Genomic DNA, 15,975 nt, shown 5'->3' on the forward strand with positions numbered 1-15,975 from the left:
CTCCAACCTGGAATTCAGGTGGCGAGGTTACGGGCGATACGAACTGTTCGCTGTCACAGGCTGTAACACGCGCTGCGCTACTGAGGTGGGCGCAGCGGCAGGACCAGGCTCAGGCGTGCGCCACCCCGCGGGCTGCGGGCCACCGAGAGTTCACCGCGGTGCCACTGCGTCGCCCGTTTGGCCAGCGCCAGGCCAAGGCCGAAGCCGCCTGGGGCGTCACCGCCCATGGCCAGCCGTACGAAAGGCTCGAAGATTTTTTCACGGTTTTCCGCCACGACGCCAGGGCCGTCATCGTCGACGTGCAGTATCAGGTGGTGTTGGCCATGGTAGGCCGCGCTGACACACACCTGGTCGCGGGCATAGGTGATGGCGTTGCTCAGCAGGTTACGCACGATCAGGTGCAGCAGCGCACGGTCGCCGATCAGCTCCAGCTCCGGTGGGTCGGTCTCCAGGCTCAGGTGGCGCTGATGTCCGTCCAGCAAGGCAAATTCCTGATGCAGCCACTCGCGAATGCGGATGGGCTCGTAGTGCAGGTCTGATGCAGAACCGGCCATTCGTGCGAAAGCCAGGCTGGCCCGCACCAAGGCTTCCAGTTCTTCGACGTCGGTGAGCAAGCGCTCCTGAAGTCGGGTGCGCGTGGGCGGGTCTTCACTTTTGCCCAGCAGGGTCAGGGCAAAGCGCATGCGTGCCAGGGGCGTGCGCAGTTCATGCGACACCGCTTGGGAGACTTCGCGGTGGCGTTCGCCCATGGCGCTGATGGCCTGGGCATGTTGTTGCAGCGTCTGCAGCAACGGCGCCCATTCCTTGCCCATCGCGGGCAACATCACATTCGGCGTGTGCGCCAGTGTACCGAGACAGGCATTGAGCTTGCCCAGTTCGCTGGCGCGCCGGCTGTGTGCGCGTAAGCCGAGCCAGAGCAGCAGTAACACCGGCAGGCCGGCGACGCCTGCTGTTATCCAGTAAATCGGAAATTTCAGCAGGTCATCGACCTCAGCCGTGCCCCACATGGGGCCGAACTGGATCACGGTGTCGTCGTCCAGCGGGAAGTAGGTGATGTCTTCGTCGCTATTGAGCGCCGGCTGGTGATGCTCCAGCATCACCAAGGCTTCCGGCGGCAGCTCGACGTCATCCAGCGCGACCAGTGCCACCGGGTACTGGAAATGTGCGCGCAAGGTGTCCATGTGCGATTCGCGTTGGTCGGCCGGCAAGGCCTTGAGCTGCTCGGCCACCAGGTAGCCCGGCCCGGCCATCAAGCGTAAAAAACTGTCCTCACCGACGAACACCGAAGCGTTGGCGCACAGCCACAACAGATAACACGTCAAGGCCGCCCAAGCGGTGCCCGCCACGACGGCCATCCAGGGGCGCACTTTAGACAGCATCTTGGCCGTCCTGTGGGATTTCGACAAAGAGATAGCCTTGGGCCGTGATGGTCTGGATGGTCACCGGGCAAGCCAGGTTCATCAGCTTTTTACGCAGGCGCGACACGCGCATATCGATGGAGCGGTTGACCCCGTCGTACTCCAGGCCCCGCAGGCTCTGGAGGAGTTTTTCGCGGGTCAGCAACACGCCGCAATGGCGGGCGAAAATCGCCAGCAATTCGAACTCGGCCACCGAAAACTGCAAAGGGGTTTCTTTGAGCCAAGCGAAATGGCTGTTCAAGTCCAATCGGAAACTGCCCCATTGGTAAGTGGCGCGGGGCGTTTGCGGACGGCGGCGCAGCAGTGAGCGGATACGCGCCAGCAACAGCAGCGGGTCGACGGGCTTGACCACATAGTCGTCCGCACCCACATCGAAGCCGGCCAATTGTTCGGCGTTTTCATCCAATGCCGTCATCATCAGGATCAGCCCGGGGTAGTGATCACGGATCTGTCGGCACAGAGTGAAGCCGTCGATACCCGGCAACATCACGTCCAGGATCAACAGCGCCGGCTGTTCATCGAGAATGCGCTGGGCTGCATGATCGCCACGGTGCTCCACCGCAACGGTAAAACCTTCGGCGCGCAGGAACTCGGCCGTCAACGCGGCCAGTGGGCGGTCGTCTTCAATCAGCAGGAGGGTGTCGGACATGAAAAAGGGCCGTCGCCGAAGCAAGGCCGCAAGTGTTACGCCCTTGCCTGGGAGGAGGCAAGGGCGGGACGCGCACTTCGTGGGTTTATCAGTCGGCGGTGAGCGCCGGTGCCGCGTTCTTGGGGGCTTTCCAGCCCAGTAGTTGTTGCGTGTAACCGTAGCTGGCAGCTTGATAGTAGGTGATCGCCCGCTGGATCAACGGATCATCGCTGCCCACGCGTAACTCCTGGCTTTCACCCAGCGCCTGATCATGGCGACGCAACCCTTGGCGCGGGCTGAGGATCGCCAGGTCCTTGCCGTCGAACAACCCCAGGTGCTGGTAGTTGCCGACCACCACACGCGGTGGCAATGGGCTGTCTTGCAACAGGTTGCGACCAAAGAAGGTGGACTCGTAGCTCAGGTTGAGCAGGCCCAGCAAGGTGGGCGCCAAGTCGATCTGGCTGGCCAGTTGCGCGGTTTCCCGTGCCTCGATCAATTTCGGGGCGTAGATGAACAGGGGGATCTGGTAGTTGGTGATCGGCAAGTCTTCCTTGCCCGCGCTGCCGGCCGTATGGTCGGCGACGAACACGAAGATCGTGTTATCGAACCAGGGCTTCTGGCGTGCAGCCTCAAGGAACTGGCCGATGGCGTAGTCGGTGTATTTGACCGCACCGTCTCGGCCCTTGCCGGACTTGATATCAATACGCCCGTCCGGGTAGGTGTAGGGGCGATGGTTGGACGTGGTCATCAATTGCAGCAGAAACGGCTGCTGCTTGGCGTAGTCGGCATCGGCCAGTTTCAGGGTCTGCCGGTAGAGGTCTTCGTCGGCCATGCCCCAGGCATTTTTAAACGAGATATCCGATTCGGCCACGCTGCTCTGGTCCACGACCCGATAACCATTGCCGCTGAAGAACGCGTTCATGTTGTCGAAGTAACCACGCCCGCCATAGACAAACACACTGTCGTAGCCGATGGCGCTGAGTTGTTGACCCAGGCTGGCAAAGCCGCTTTCGCGCCCTATGCGCTTGACGATCGAACGCCCTGGCGTTGGCGGAATGGCCAGGGTGATGGCTTCCAGGCCACGGTCGGTACGCGTACCGGTGGCATAGAAGTTATTGAAGTACAGGCTTTGCTTGCGCAGCGCATCGAGGTTGGGCGTAAGGTTGCGCCCATCACCGTTGCTGCCCATGTATTTGGCGCTGAAGCTTTCGATGGTCACCAGCACGATATTGGGCTTGCGCAAGGTGCCGGGGTTCTCGATGGCACGGCGGATATCCAGCGGGTCTTTGCCGATAAAGCGCGCGTTGGGCTCGCTGAGTTCGGTGCGTAGCTGCTGGGCGACCACCTCGGTTGGCAGGCTCTTGTAGAACTGCGTGTAGTCCAGCTCGTTATTGCGAAATGCCGCGAAAAACTGATACGGGCCATTGCTCGCCAGTTCGTTCTTGTAGGCGTTGCCGCCTTGGGTACGCGGGCTGTCCTGGCTGATCAGTTGCAGGCTGAGGCCGGCGGCGATCAACAGGCTCAAGGCGCTCAGCAAGCGGCCGCGCATCGGCGGCAGCGGTGCATTCAAGGCGGCGTTGAAGGGTTTGCGCAGTGCCACGCTCAGCACCACCGCCAGCATCGCCAACAGGCTGAGCAACTTGCCGATCGGATAAGACTCCAGCAGGTTGTTCAGCACCTCGTCGGAATACACCAGGTAATCCACGGCGATAAAGTTGAAGCGCACGCCGAACTCGTCCCAGAACAGCCATTCGGCCACCGAGGTAAACAACATGGCGAACAGGCTGACCGTCAACACCGCTTGCAGGAACCAGCGATGGCCGCGACGGCGCCACAGCCCCGGTGGGCAAAGCAGCAAATACAGGCCCAGCGGCAAGGCTGCATAGGTCAGGAAGCCCAAGTCGTACAGCAAGCCCACGCCAAACACCGGCAGTACGTTGCCTCCGACTTCACTCAGGTGAGTCAGTAGCAGGACGCTGCGGGTGAGCAGGAAAATAACCAACCATGCGCCGGTGACGAGCAGCAGGTAGCGCATAGGCGCGGTTTTGAGAAACCCCATGTCCAGCATAATCCTTCTATTAATGGGCGATGATCTTCGGCCAGGCCTTGTTGGCGGCCTGTGAATCTATAGTGAAAAACTCATTAGATCATAAAGCTGGTTGAGAGGATTAATCGATAAGTCCGACAGGTCTATCCCTGAGCCACGCCAGGCCTTAAGCTGCGCGAGCCAGCACGGCTGGCACGACAGTACGGAGACACTGCTCATGCGAATTCTATTGGTTGAAGACAACCGCGATATTCTGGCCAACCTGGCAGACTACCTGGGGCTCAAGGGCTATACCGTTGACTGCGCGCAGGACGGTTTGTCGGGCCTGCACCTGGCGGCCACCGAGCATTACGACCTGATCGTGCTCGACATCATGCTGCCAGGCATTGATGGCTACACCTTGTGCAAACGCCTGCGCGAAGACGCGCGCCGTGACACACCGGTGATCATGCTCACTGCCCGCGATCAGTTGGATGACCGATTGCAGGGCTTCAAGTCCGGTGCCGATGATTACCTGCTCAAGCCGTTCGCCTTGTCCGAATTGGCTGCGCGCATTGAAGCTGTGCTGCGCCGCGCCCAGGGCGGTGGTCGTCGCGCCTTGCAGGTGGGCGACTTGTACTACGATCTCGATACCCTGGAAGTCACCCGCGAAGGGCGCCTGCTCAAGCTCAACCCGGTGGGCCTGAAGTTGCTGGCGGTGCTGATGCAGAAGAGTCCGCATGTGTTGCGCCGCGAAGTGCTCGAAGAAGCCCTGTGGGGCGATGACTGCCCGGACAGCGACAGCCTGCGCAGCCACGTTCACCAGTTGCGCCAGGTGATCGATAAACCTTTCGCCAAGCCATTGCTGCAGACGGTGCACGGCGTCGGTTATCGCCTGGCCGAGGGGCGTGATGGAGTTTAAGCAAAGCCTTGCCCAGCGGATCATCATCGCCTTTGCCTTGATGAGCGCGCTGGTGGCGGGGGCTTTCGCCATGGGCATTGTTGCGACGGTGCACCTGGTGGAAGAGAAATTGATCTCGGCGGGCCTGGGTGGCGACCTGCAACGGTTGCTATTGATGGACAGCGTCGAAGACTGGAGCCACCGGCCGGAGCCGGACCAGTTGTTCTATTTCAGCGGTGGGCGCGGCGATTTCGAACTGCCCAAGGATTTGCGACACCTGGACCCAGGCTTTCATGAGGTGTTTCGCGAAGCGCTGTCGTACCACGCCATGGTCGAAGTGGTCGACGGTCGGCGCTATGTCCTGCTGCAAGACCAGAGCGACTTTGAAGAGCGTGAGCGCGTGTTGTTTGCGGTGGTGCTGGTGGGGTTCGTGCTCAGCCTGGCGCTGGCGGTGTTCCTGGGTTGGGTGTTGGCCCGCAAGGTGATGGCACCGGTGGTACGCCTGGCCCGCCAGGTACGCCATCGTGACCAGTTGCTTGGCCTGGCGCCGCCGTTGGCCCCGGATTATGCGGCCGATGAAGTGGGTGAACTGGCGGTGGCTTTCGATGCCACGCTCGGCCGCTTGCGTCAGGCGTTGTCCCGTGAGCAGTTGTTTACCAGCGACGTGAGCCATGAATTGCGCACACCCTTGATGGTGTTGGCGACTTCCTGCGAACTGTTGCTGGAGAACCCGGCGATTGATCAGCGCGGCCGTGCCCAGGTCGAGCGCATCGCCCGCGCCAGTGAGGAAATGCGCGAGCTGGTGCAAACCTTCCTGATGCTCGCCCGTGCCAAACATGATGATGCTGCCATGTCGCCGCAGGTCAATCTCAAACAGGTGGCCGATGACTTGCTCGGTATCTGGCGCGAGCCCATCGAGCAAAAAGGGCTTGAGTTGATCTACATTCCTGGCAACCCCTTGGCGACCCGCTACAACACCACGTTCTTGCATGCGGTGATGGGTAACTTGCTGCGCAACGCGCTGCATTACACCGAGCAAGGGTTTATCCGCCTCACCCTGGAGCCGAGCGGTTTTATCGTTGAAGACTCCGGCGTCGGTATACCGGAAGAAAAACGTGAAGCGATGTTCGAGCCTTTTGTGCGTGGCAGCGAGAAGCGCGGTGAGGGCCTTGGATTGGGTTTGTCGCTGGTGCAACGCATCTGCGAGAGCCAGGGCTGGAGCGTCAGCCTGAGCACCATGGAGCCCAACGGCTGCCGCTTTCATGTCGAGTTGAGCCAGGTCAAACCCTGATTCGCCAGCCTGCCGCTATGCTGCGGCAGTTAACGTGCTTTTCGGCGAAGATGGCCCCATGCCACCGTTTGTGTCTGTAAAGTCTTGAAATGTATGGGGTTGGACAGGACAAGTTTTTCACAACCAGTTGACCTGTCGATCACAGTTTGCTGCTTAAGGTTGTAGGCATCAGCAACTGGAGATGTTTAGATGCCTTCCCCGATCAAGCTCGAATTTTCCGAAAAGTACGACGACCAACACGCGCAGAATTATTTGCTCAAGCATCAGGACAATCTGGCTCGCCGGTTGTCCCACAAACGCGACGAGCAATTGGCGCGTGGTGCGCTGGCCATGGCCGGTGAGCCTGGGCTGGTCCTGGACCTGCCCTGCGGTGCCGGGCGCTTCTGGCCATTACTGGCCGAAAAACCCAACCGTGTGATTATCGGCGCTGATAATTCGGCATCGATGTTGAAGGTCGCCACAGTCGCCCAACCGGCGGATGTGGTGAAACGGGTACGCACTTTGCAGACATCGGCCTTTGATATCGATTTGCCGGACAACTCGGTCGACAGCATTTTCTGCATGCGCTTGATGCACCACATTGGTGATCCGGAGCATAGGCTGGCGATATTGCAGGAGTTTCAGCGTGTGACGCGCGACAGCGTGATCCTCTCGCTGTGGGTCGATGGCAATTTCAAGGCCTGGAGACGCAAGCGCGCCGAGTCCCGGCGTCGCGAAAGAGGTGAGCAGGAAGGTTACCAAAATCGGTTTGTGTTACCGGCGGCTACTGTCGAGGCAGAATTTGAGCAGGCCGGTTTCCGTGTTCAGGAATCCCTGGACTTCATGCCGCTCTACGCCATGTGGCGAGTCTATGTATTGCGTAAGAGGTGACAGGATGGCAGTTGAGTGCGTAGCAGGTAGTCATGTAGCTCCCGAGGAGCGGTTTGATTATTTCTGGCGCCTTAAAGGGGAATGGGTCGAGGAACCCAATCGTCGGCGTGGCGGTGAAAGTGGTGTGCAGCGGGTCATCAGCCCCAATGGGCGCTTGCTCTACAGCAAACGCCAGACCGGGCACATCTACCGCAGTTGGTTCCACCCGTTCGGACGCCCGACCGTGCTACGTGAGCGTGACGCCCTCAAGGGCTTGCGTTTACTCGATGTACGCGTACCGGAGCTGGTGTTTTGCGAAGCCCGTCGCGACCCGGAACACCGATGGAAAGCACTGCTGGTCACGGCGTCGCTGGACGGTTTCGACGAGATTGAAAACTGGTATGCCGCCGGTGGCCGCGAACAGTACGGCGAGCTTGTCCATGAGCGCCTGCTCAAGGAACTGGCCGGCACCCTGGCGCGCATGCACAAGGGCCGTTGGCAGCACGGTTGCCTGTATATCAAGCACATCTTTGTGCGGGTAACGGGTGAAGGTGATTCGGCCAATGTGGAAGTTGCGCTGCTGGACTTCGAGAAGTGTCGCCAGCGTTTGACCGCCTATCGGGCCGCTTCCCACGACATGCTGCAACTGCGTCGCCATTCGTCGTGGAGCGATGCCGACTGGAAAAAACTCAGCTACTTTTACGAGACGGCGTTTGGCAGCGCTATCAAGGGTTTAACCAGATGAAGCTAGAAATAGCACGAGGTTTGTTTCTGGTCGGTGCGTTGGGTGTTGCAGCCCTGGCCCTGGCTGCGTGGGAGCAACCTCGTACACAAGTGCTCAGTGCGGTGGACGGTAACGGGCAATGCCTGTTACCGCGTGTCGCCAAGGCGAACGTAAAGGCAAGGCCCGATCATGATCTGCTGTTGTTCATGTTCGGGATGTCTCAAGGGATGAGGCCACAGAGTTGAGATGAACCTTAAAAAATTCACCCCCCCGAAACAGGGCCTTGCGATGCGAGGCCCTTTTTTTTGCCTTCAAATCAGATGCAGGTGGTTATCCCAAAGCCCCGCCGGTAACTCCAAGGGTGTGGCGACCAATGGTTTCTGACGGCAATCGTAGAACCGGCAGCGTCCCTGGCCTGAGGTGACGACAAAGCCATCCGCCACTGCCCCCACGCCGGCACAGTCGGGCAAAGGGCCGTCCAGGCGCAGCTCACCGCTGTCGATATCCCAGATAAAAAACCGATTGCCCCGTGGCGCAGTCAGCGCCACCAGGCGCAATTGGCTGTGCACCGCGACGCTGGCGGTGTAGTGCCCCATGGCCTGCAATTGCTCATCGGCCACCGGGAACGCCACGAACGGTTGCCCCGGCCGCTTGATCGCCAGCAGTTCCGAGCGTTCGTGGGAAGGCCCCATGAATTGTTGCCCGGTGAGGACAGTGCCATCGTTGGCGATGCCCATATGGCGCACGCTGTTCATCTGCTGGCCGAGGGTTTCCTTGCTGATCAGCGTGCCATCGCGGTGCATCAGCACCAGGCTCGGCTCCATGGCGTTGAGGTTCATCTCCACCCGGCTTTCGGCTTCGGTGCGAATACCGCCGTTGGCCACCACCAGGGTTTCGCCGTCGGGCATCCACGACACCTGGTGCGGGCCAATGCCGTGGGTGGAGATCTCGCCGCTGTGCACCAGGCGCTCACCTTCGAACCGGTAGACGCCGAGCAGGCCGCGGCCGGGATCGGAGGTGTCGTTCTCGGTGGCATACAGCCATTCGCCGCTCTGGTGAATCACCGCGTGGCCATAGAAGTGGCGGTTGGCGTTCGAGGTGATGGTTTGCAGCAGCGCGCCATCACGCAGGTCGATCAGATAACTCTCGGTGCCCGGGCGGCGGGCCACAAACAGCGCAATCGGCAGCGCCGGGTGGTTGATGATGTCGTGGCAGCGTTGGCCGACCTGGGTGGCAAACACCTGCTTGCCATCCAGGCGGAAACCCACCGCGTAGTGCTTGCCCTCGGCATCATCGCGTGCCGAGAGCAGCAGTGGGCTTTTGTCCTTTTGCTTGAATAGCGTCCAGCCACCCAACGTGAGCGCGCTGAGCAGCACGCTGCCAATCGCCAAAGCCTGTCGCCTGAGCATCATCAGTCACCGTCGTTGGCGTTGAAGCCCAGCTGGATGCCCAGCGCCTTGGCCAGCTCACCTTCGTGCAGGCGGTGGACCACGTTGAGGCTGTCGTAGAGGTCATTGAGCTGCTGGCGCCCGGCGTCATCGTTCAACAACTCGCTGAGGGTGCGCTGGTTGCTGGCGAACAGTTTCAGGGCGGCGGCATAGGCGGCGTCGATCTTGTCGGCCAGCGGCTTTTGCTCCGACGGCAGCAGGTTGCGCAGGCCCTTGTTGTCGACCCCCACCCAGACGGTTTGCGCGGCGGCAAGGCTGGTTTCCAGGCTTTGCAGGGACGACTGGCTGCGCCATGCGTCAGCCTGGAACGGTTGCGGGATACCTTTGGCCTGGCGGCCCATCGGCGTGCCGAGTTTCTTTTTCAGGGTGTCCAGCGCGGTCACCTGGGCACGCAGCAGGTCGGCGATGGCTTCGTGGGAATCGGCGTAGCGCTGGTTGGGAAACTTGGTCATCTGCGCGAGCATGCCGTCGGTGCTGTTCCAGCTGGCGAGAATCTCTTCGGCGAGGCTTTTCTGGCGCTCGCCGATCGCCACCAGCAGTGGGCAGTAGCGCGCCTTTTGCGTTGGATCGGCGACGTCGGTCTTGGCGTCGTAGAGGATGTATTCGTAGGCCGACAGGCCCTGTACCACGACGCTGGACTTGGCCAGGGCAGCGGCGTCGATCTGCGGCTGGGCGCTGACCAGTTGTTCGACCTGGCGGCCCACCAGGTTTTTCTTGTCCGGCCAGAACTGCACCTGCCACGAACGGTTGCCCTCGGCCAGCGGGCCGACCAGCAGCGGTTGCAACTCGGCCCAGGCTTTTTGTGCGTGGAGGAAATCGGCGCGGGCGGTGTCCAGGCTTTCCTTGCCCTGGCAATAGGCGAGGGCGCTGACGGCCAGTTGGCGGTCGGCTTCAACCCAGCGGCTGTAGGTCGGCAGGATGACTTGCTTGGCGATGGCCGCCGAGGTCACTGCTTGCGGGTCCTGGGGCGAGCAGGCGCCGAGAGCGAGTGCGGCCAGGCTGGTGAACAACAACTTGGGACGGAACATGTAGAGCTCCCTTCTGTAATTGGGGCGAAGCTTATAGAGAATTCAGGAACGCCAGCAACGCGGCGCGCTGCTCGGCGTTGAAAGACAACACCTGTTGTTGCGCCGCCTGTGCTTCACCGCCATGCCACAGCACGGCTTCGAGCAGGTTGCGGGCGCGGCCGTCATGTAAAAACTGGGTGTGGCCACTCACGGTTTGCGTCAGGCCAATGCCCCACAACGGGGGTGTGCGCCAGTCGCGGCCCCCGGCCTTGAATTCGCTACGCTGGTCAGCCAGACCTTCGCCCATGTCGTGCAGCAGCAGGTCGCTGTAGGGGCGGATCGTCTGGTTGGCCAGTTCGGGTTCGGACGCAGAGGCGGACGTGGTGAACGTCGGTTTATGGCACCCCTGGCAACCGGCCTGGTAGAACAGGTTTTTGCCGGCCAGCACCTGTGGCGTATTGACGTCACGGCGTGCGGGGACCGCAAGGTTGCGCGTGTAAAACAGCACCAGGCGCAGGATGTTATCGCTGACTTCCGGCTCGCCATCGGGGCCATTGCCGTTGGGGGCCTGTTTGCAGGCAATCTGGGCATCCGTGCAATCATCAAAGGGTCTCAGGGACGTGGTGAGGCCCATGTCACCAGAGAACGCGTGAACATTTTGTTGATTAAGGTTGGGTTGCCCGGCTTTCCAGCCGAAACGCCCGAGGACGGTCTTGCGCTGGGCGTCGTCCCACACCCAGTTGGCGCGGCCGACGAGGGCTTCCTGGTCGGCGGTTTTCGCGTCGGTGTTGCGCAGGATGTCGGCGTCGCTGATGGCTTCGAGCAGGCCCAGGCCGATCATCGGCGGTGCGATTCGCGCTGAAAAAAGTGTATCTGGATGCATCGGCCCGTAGCCGAGCTGGGTGATTTGCAAGGTGGGCTTACGCAACTCAACCACCGTGCCGTCCTTGAAGCTGACGTTGACCGGCGTGTAGTCCACCCGCACCTTGCCTTCGGGGGCCACGCCCGGCACGGCCATGTCTTGCAACTGCCCGCCGTAGACAGGCTCGGGCACCACGCCGAGTTGCTCGATAAGCTTGGCATCGATCGGCGTAGGCGCAATCGACAGGCGCACCAGCATCGACACCGCATTCGGCGCGTCGGGCAGCGGTGGGTGCCCGCGCCCGTCCTTGATATGGCAGTTCTGGCAGGCGTTGGTGTTGAACAAAGGCCCCAGGCCATCACGCGCGGTGGTGGTGGACGGTGCGATCACCCATGGGCTGCGGAAAAAGCTGTTACCGACGCTGAAATCCAGACGGCGGCTCGGCGCCAGGTTGGCTGAGGGCAGGGAAAACGCATTCTGGTCGCGCTTGTTCACCGTCGTCGCGCCGCCGGCCCGCGATTCCCCCGGCTCTGCCTGGGTAAACCTGGGTGGGGCATCGCAGGCGGTCAGGCTCAAGGCCATCAACGCTGCCGACAGGCGAAAAAACGAACGGAACATCGAGTTTCCTGGAACAAGGCGGAAAATGAGGCCGCAAAGTCTAACAGGGCAGGGCAGATTGAATAAGAGCAATTATCGTTTGGTGGAACCCGATTCATTCCCGCTAGAATGGCCGCACATTTATTTCTGGAGGTGGCCAATGCAGGCTCTCGACGCTTTGCTCAACCGTGTTTCCGTGCCGCGTTTGCTTGAGCCGGCACCGACCCAGGAGCAGCGCGATGTGCTGTTCGCCGCCGCCATGCGCGCGCCGGACCATGGCCAGTTGCGTCCTTGGCGTTTCCTTACCGTGGAAGGCGCCGCCCGTGAGCAAATGGGCACGTTGTTGGCCGAAGCCGCCCGCCTGCAAGATGCCGATGCTCCGCAAGCCGTCATCGACAAAGCCCAGAACGGCCCGTTGCGTGCCCCGTTGGTCGTGGTGGTGATTGCCCGCTTGCAGGAACACTTCAAGGTGCCGAAGTCCGAACAGTTGCTGGCAGCCGCCTGTGCGGCCCATGGCATTCTGTTGGCGGCCTATGCCCAAGGGATTGGCGCCGTGTGGCGCACCGGCGAATTGTCCTACTCGGCCCACGTCGCCAAAGGCCTGGGGCTGACGGCGGATGAGCAAGTGATTGGCTTCCTCTACCTGGGCACCCCGCAGAACCCGCCGCGTACCGCGCCGAAAGAAGATGTGGCGCCGTTTGTCCAGGCGTGGCTGGGACCCCAAGTCTGAAGTGATCCCAGTGAGAGGGGGCTTGCTCCCGATAGCGATGTGTCAGCTACCAATAAGTTGACTGACATACCGCCATCGGGAGCAAGCCCCCTCCCACATGGGGTCAGACCTTGAACTGATCCATCAACTTCATCTGTTGACCGGCCAGCGCATTGAGCTGGCTGCTGATGGCCGCCGATTCGGTCGCCTGGCCGGTGAGAGCTTCAGTCACGGTGCGGATCGCCGAGACGTTGCGATTGACCTCTTCGGCCACCGCGCTCTGCTCTTCGGCGGCGCTGGCGATCTGCAGGTTCATGTCGCTGATCACCGTCACCGCATCGCTGATCTTGCCCAGTGCCTGCACGGCTTGATGGATCTGCCCGGCGTTGCTCTGGGCCTGGTGCTGGCTGGAATGCATGGTCGCCACCACGCCACGGGTGCCACTCTGGATGCGCTCGATCACCTGGCGGATTTCCTCTACCGAGTCTTGGGTGCGTTTAGCCAGGTTGCGCACTTCGTCGGCCACCACCGCAAAACCACGGCCGCTTTCCCCGGCCCGCGCCGCTTCGATGGCGGCGTTGAGCGCCAGCAGATTGGTCTGTTCGGCGATGCTGCGGATCACTTCGAGCACCGAACCGATCTGCTCGCTGTTCACCGCCAGGGCTTCCACTTCAGACACCGCCTTGCTGACCTCTTCGGCGAGTGTGGTGATGTCGCGGGTGCTCTGCTCGATGATCGACATGCCTTCACGCGCCGACTGGTCAGCCCCGCGTGCGGCATTGGCGGCACTGGAGGCACTGTTGGCTACATCGTGGGCGGTGGCGCTCATTTCGTTGGACGCCGTCGCCACCTGGTCGATTTCGCGGAACTGCACTTGCATGCCTTCGCTGGTCTGGCGGGCAATCTCGGATGACTGATCTGCCGTACCACGGGCTTCGGCGATGCTTTGCTTGATCTGCGCGATGGTCGGTTGCAGCTTGTCGAGGAAGCGGTTGAACCAGTTCGCCAGTTCGCCCAGTTCATCTTTCTTGGCGTACGCCAGGCGCTGGGTCAGGTCACCCTCGCCGCTGGCGATATCCTTGAGCATGGCTGCCACGTTGTTGATCGGGCGGGTGACGCCGGTGGCGGTCAGCCAGATCAGCAGCAGGCCCAGCAGCGCGGCGGCGGCGGCGATCAGTAAGGTCTTGATCAGGCTGCTGGCCTGGGCTTCGTCGAGTACCGCTTGCAGTTTGATGTTATCGGCGAGCATCACGCTCTTGGGCAGTTTGATGAGTACGCCCCAGTTCTTGGCGTCGGCAATCGGTTTGAACGGGTAGACGGCGCGAATCGTGTCGTCCTGTTCGCGGATCATTGGGTTGCCGGTGGCCAGCAGTTGCACGATCTCCTTGCCTTCCGCACCCAGGGTATCGATCAGGTTCTTGCCGACCTTGGCGGGTTCACCGCTGTAGGCTGCGATCAAACCGGTGCTGGAGAGGTATTCCAGGTGCGCCGCGCCGTTGAACAGGCTTTTCTGCGCGGCGTCGGTGTTGGCTTGCAAGGCGTTGAGGGCGATGTCGACGCCGATCACGCCGATGACTTTGCCGTCCACGATCAGCGGCAGGGAAATGGTGGTCATCAGCACCGGCTTACCGGCCACGGTGTCCTCGTAGGGGTCAAGCAGGCAGGTGTTGCGGCTGTCTCGTGGGCAGGTGTACCAGCTGTTGTAGGGGATGCCACTGAGGTTGAGGGTGGTCTTGGTCAGATCCTCTTCGACCATGATGGTGTTCAAGCCTTCACCGCCGGCGCGGCTCCAATAGCTGGAGAAACGCCCTTTTTCGTTGGACACCCGCGCCTTGTCATCGATGAACTCGCTGTCTTTGCCATCCAGGGCATTGGGTTCGAACGAGAGCCAGACACCCAACACGCCACGGTTGCGCTCAAAGGCCGTCTTCAGGCTCTGATTGAGTTCTTCACGCAATGCCCCAGCCTCCAGCCCGCGCTTGGCGCCGGTGTTGCGCAGGTCCTTGATCTGGTCAGCCAGTGCGGTAATGGCCACCAGGCTGTCGCTGAAGGTTTTCTGCAATTGCGCGGCTTGTTCGCCGGCCTTGGCTTGCAGCAACTGCTCCACGCTGGAGGTGAGCATGCGCGAGCTTGAGTCGCTGACTAATTGGTCGTTTTGATGGGTGTTATAGAGGTTGAGGCTCACGACCAGCGCGATCACCCCCAACAGACACAGGCCGGACAGCAGCACGATTTTCAAGCGAATGGAGAGGGTGTCGAACATAGGTTCACTCGTGAATGAATGTGTTGGAATGCAAGCAAGGCAAGCCAAATCCATTCGGCGCTATATCCGGAGCATCGGCGCAGTCGGATGATTCATGAGGCGGAGGCGATGAGTGGTAGGAAAAACCCTACACGCAGCGTTAGACGGGGGTTGCGAGGCGTTCCGGACGCGACCAGATCCATAAGTTGCCCAGGGTCATTCCGGCAATCGCCAGGTAGATCGGCCAGCCGTGATCGAGCATCACCAGCATCAGGCCCGCACACAACAGCATGCTCACCGTGGCGCTGACTTTGGCGCGACGCGCGATGATCTTGCCATTGCGCCAGTTGAATAGGATCGGCCCGAACAGCCGGTGGTTTTCCAGCCAGGCGCTGAGGCGTGGCGAGCTTTTGGTGGCGGCCCAGGCGGCGAGCAGGATGAATTCGGTGGTGGGCAAACCCGGTATGACAATCGCCACCAACCCGATGCCCAGGCTGACGTAGGCCAGCAGGCCGAACAGGATCCGGGCGATTTTCGAGGGGGATTGGGTTTTGCCGGTCATGGATGTGATGGTCACAGAAAATCAGGGAGCAATGAGATCTAGCTGTGGGAGGGAGCAAGCCCCTCCCACAGGTTGATGGCATTTCAATTCAGGCGTCAGGCCAGTTCGGGGGCGCTAGCGTACGCCTGTTCCAGCAGCACGGTGAAGCGCACGAATGCATCGATTGCACCTTTTTCTGCCGCAGCCTCTTCTTCGGCGTTCAATTCCAGGCCGTCGAGGGTGCGGGTAAAGCGCTTCCAGCCTTCGGCGCGGCCACCGGCCGGTTCACCCAGGTGACGGGCACCGAAGGTTTCACTCAGGCCCAGGCCCACGGCGCGCTTGATAAGGAACGCGGCTCCCAGCTTGGAGCCTTCCGACACGAACAGCCAGCCCAGGGCTTGGGCTTTGCTGGGGTTCTTCACTGCGCCTGCGACCGGTGCCGGCACGTCGGTGTCCAGGTCGCCCAAGTCCAGCCTGGCGGCTTCGGCACGGCAGCGCTCGGCCAGGTCCGGGAAGATCTCGATCAGTTGCGGGTCGTTGTACAGGGCCACCAATTCCGACTGGAACAGGTATTGCGCCACTACGAAACGGGCGAAGTTGGCCTGGGTTTCGAATGGCGCGTGGGCTTTGACCAGCGTGTCGAGCTGGGCATGTGGGGCGTGGGTGATCTGGTTCAGGCGCTGGGAGCGCAGGCTTGGGCGTTCTGCGGTAGGGGAAGCGGTCATCGAAAAA

15 protein-coding genes are annotated in these 15,975 nt (G+C 61.2%); 6 read left to right on the top strand and 9 right to left on the bottom strand.

Annotated elements, in window-relative coordinates:
- Positions 1–77: 77 nt before the first annotated feature.
- From MJP36_RS07860 to MJP36_RS07870, 3 genes are all read right to left on the bottom strand, one after another.
- Positions 78–1,379: a sensor histidine kinase gene (locus MJP36_RS07860; protein ID WP_060754250.1), complete on the bottom strand. Its 1,302-nt coding sequence runs from the start codon at positions 1,377–1,379 to the stop codon at positions 78–80.
- Positions 1,369–2,067: a response regulator gene (locus tag MJP36_RS07865; RefSeq protein WP_244385147.1), complete on the bottom strand. Its 699-nt coding sequence runs from the start codon at positions 2,065–2,067 to the stop codon at positions 1,369–1,371. The genes MJP36_RS07860 and MJP36_RS07865 overlap by 11 nt, the downstream gene beginning before the upstream one ends.
- 88 nt (positions 2,068–2,155) lie before the next feature.
- Positions 2,156–4,105 (bottom strand): LTA synthase family protein, encoded by a 1,950-nt coding sequence (locus tag MJP36_RS07870; RefSeq protein ID WP_060754431.1) that lies wholly within the window; start codon positions 4,103–4,105, stop codon positions 2,156–2,158.
- A 205-nt stretch (positions 4,106–4,310) separates the two neighbouring features.
- On the opposite strand from MJP36_RS07870, the gene colR reads away from it, so the two are divergent.
- The 5 genes from colR (at position 4,311) to MJP36_RS07895 (ending at position 8,082) form a co-directional block, all read left to right on the top strand.
- Complete coding sequence (colR, locus tag MJP36_RS07875; RefSeq protein ID WP_060754248.1) at positions 4,311–4,994, top strand: two-component system response regulator ColR; 684 nt, start codon at positions 4,311–4,313, stop codon at positions 4,992–4,994.
- Entirely contained in the window at positions 4,984–6,264 is a 1,281-nt protein-coding gene (locus tag MJP36_RS07880) for a sensor histidine kinase (RefSeq protein WP_060754247.1), read from the top strand. Before colR ends, MJP36_RS07880 begins: the two co-directional genes overlap by 11 nt.
- Positions 6,265–6,453: 189 nt before the next feature.
- A complete protein-coding gene (locus MJP36_RS07885; RefSeq protein ID WP_060754246.1) occupies positions 6,454–7,134 on the top strand; it encodes a class I SAM-dependent methyltransferase in 681 nt (226 codons plus the stop codon).
- Positions 7,135–7,138: 4 nt separating this feature from the next.
- Complete coding sequence (locus MJP36_RS07890) at positions 7,139–7,858, top strand: lipopolysaccharide kinase InaA family protein (RefSeq protein ID WP_244385148.1); 720 nt, start codon at positions 7,139–7,141, stop codon at positions 7,856–7,858.
- The gene (locus tag MJP36_RS07895; protein ID WP_090368801.1) at positions 7,855–8,082 is read left to right on the top strand and encodes a hypothetical protein; all 228 of its coding nucleotides are present in this window, start codon (positions 7,855–7,857) and stop codon (positions 8,080–8,082) included. The genes MJP36_RS07890 and MJP36_RS07895 overlap by 4 nt, the downstream gene beginning before the upstream one ends.
- 66 nt (positions 8,083–8,148) lie before the next feature.
- On the opposite strand, the gene MJP36_RS07900 is transcribed toward MJP36_RS07895, so the two are convergent.
- The 3 genes from MJP36_RS07900 to MJP36_RS07910 are packed head-to-tail and all read right to left on the bottom strand — an operon-like array spanning position 8,149 to position 11,772.
- On the bottom strand, positions 8,149–9,246 hold the full coding sequence (locus MJP36_RS07900; protein ID WP_244385610.1) for a DUF1513 domain-containing protein: 1,098 nt from the start codon (positions 9,244–9,246) through the stop codon (positions 8,149–8,151).
- A 2-nt stretch (positions 9,247–9,248) separates the two neighbouring features.
- Complete coding sequence (locus MJP36_RS07905; protein ID WP_244385149.1) at positions 9,249–10,313, bottom strand: imelysin family protein; 1,065 nt, start codon at positions 10,311–10,313, stop codon at positions 9,249–9,251.
- 31 nt (positions 10,314–10,344) lie between these two features.
- Positions 10,345–11,772 carry a di-heme oxidoreductase family protein gene (locus tag MJP36_RS07910; RefSeq protein ID WP_060754241.1) on the bottom strand — a complete coding sequence of 476 codons (1,428 nt, stop codon included), beginning with the start codon at positions 11,770–11,772 and terminating at the stop codon, positions 10,345–10,347.
- A gap of 139 nt (positions 11,773–11,911) precedes the next feature.
- Here MJP36_RS07910 and MJP36_RS07915 point away from each other — a divergent pair, with 139 nt between their 5' ends.
- Positions 11,912–12,481 carry an NAD(P)H nitroreductase gene (locus tag MJP36_RS07915; protein ID WP_060754240.1) on the top strand — a complete coding sequence of 190 codons (570 nt, stop codon included), beginning with the start codon at positions 11,912–11,914 and terminating at the stop codon, positions 12,479–12,481.
- Between the two features lie 103 nt (positions 12,482–12,584).
- On the opposite strand, the gene MJP36_RS28275 is transcribed toward MJP36_RS07915, so the two are convergent.
- The 3 genes from MJP36_RS28275 to MJP36_RS07930 form a co-directional block, all read right to left on the bottom strand.
- Positions 12,585–14,723, bottom strand: a complete 2,139-nt coding sequence (locus tag MJP36_RS28275; protein ID WP_090368810.1) for a methyl-accepting chemotaxis protein — start codon at positions 14,721–14,723, stop codon at positions 12,585–12,587.
- A 139-nt stretch (positions 14,724–14,862) separates the two neighbouring features.
- A complete protein-coding gene (locus tag MJP36_RS07925; RefSeq protein ID WP_244385611.1) occupies positions 14,863–15,264 on the bottom strand; it encodes a YbaN family protein in 402 nt (133 codons plus the stop codon).
- A 95-nt stretch (positions 15,265–15,359) separates the two neighbouring features.
- Positions 15,360–15,968 carry a biliverdin-producing heme oxygenase gene (locus tag MJP36_RS07930; protein WP_244385150.1) on the bottom strand — a complete coding sequence of 203 codons (609 nt, stop codon included), beginning with the start codon at positions 15,966–15,968 and terminating at the stop codon, positions 15,360–15,362.
- Positions 15,969–15,975: the final 7 nt, after the last annotated feature.

It is taken from the genome of Pseudomonas palleroniana (assembly GCF_022836895.1).
In the GTDB taxonomy this organism is placed as follows: domain Bacteria; phylum Pseudomonadota; class Gammaproteobacteria; order Pseudomonadales; family Pseudomonadaceae; genus Aquipseudomonas; species Aquipseudomonas palleroniana.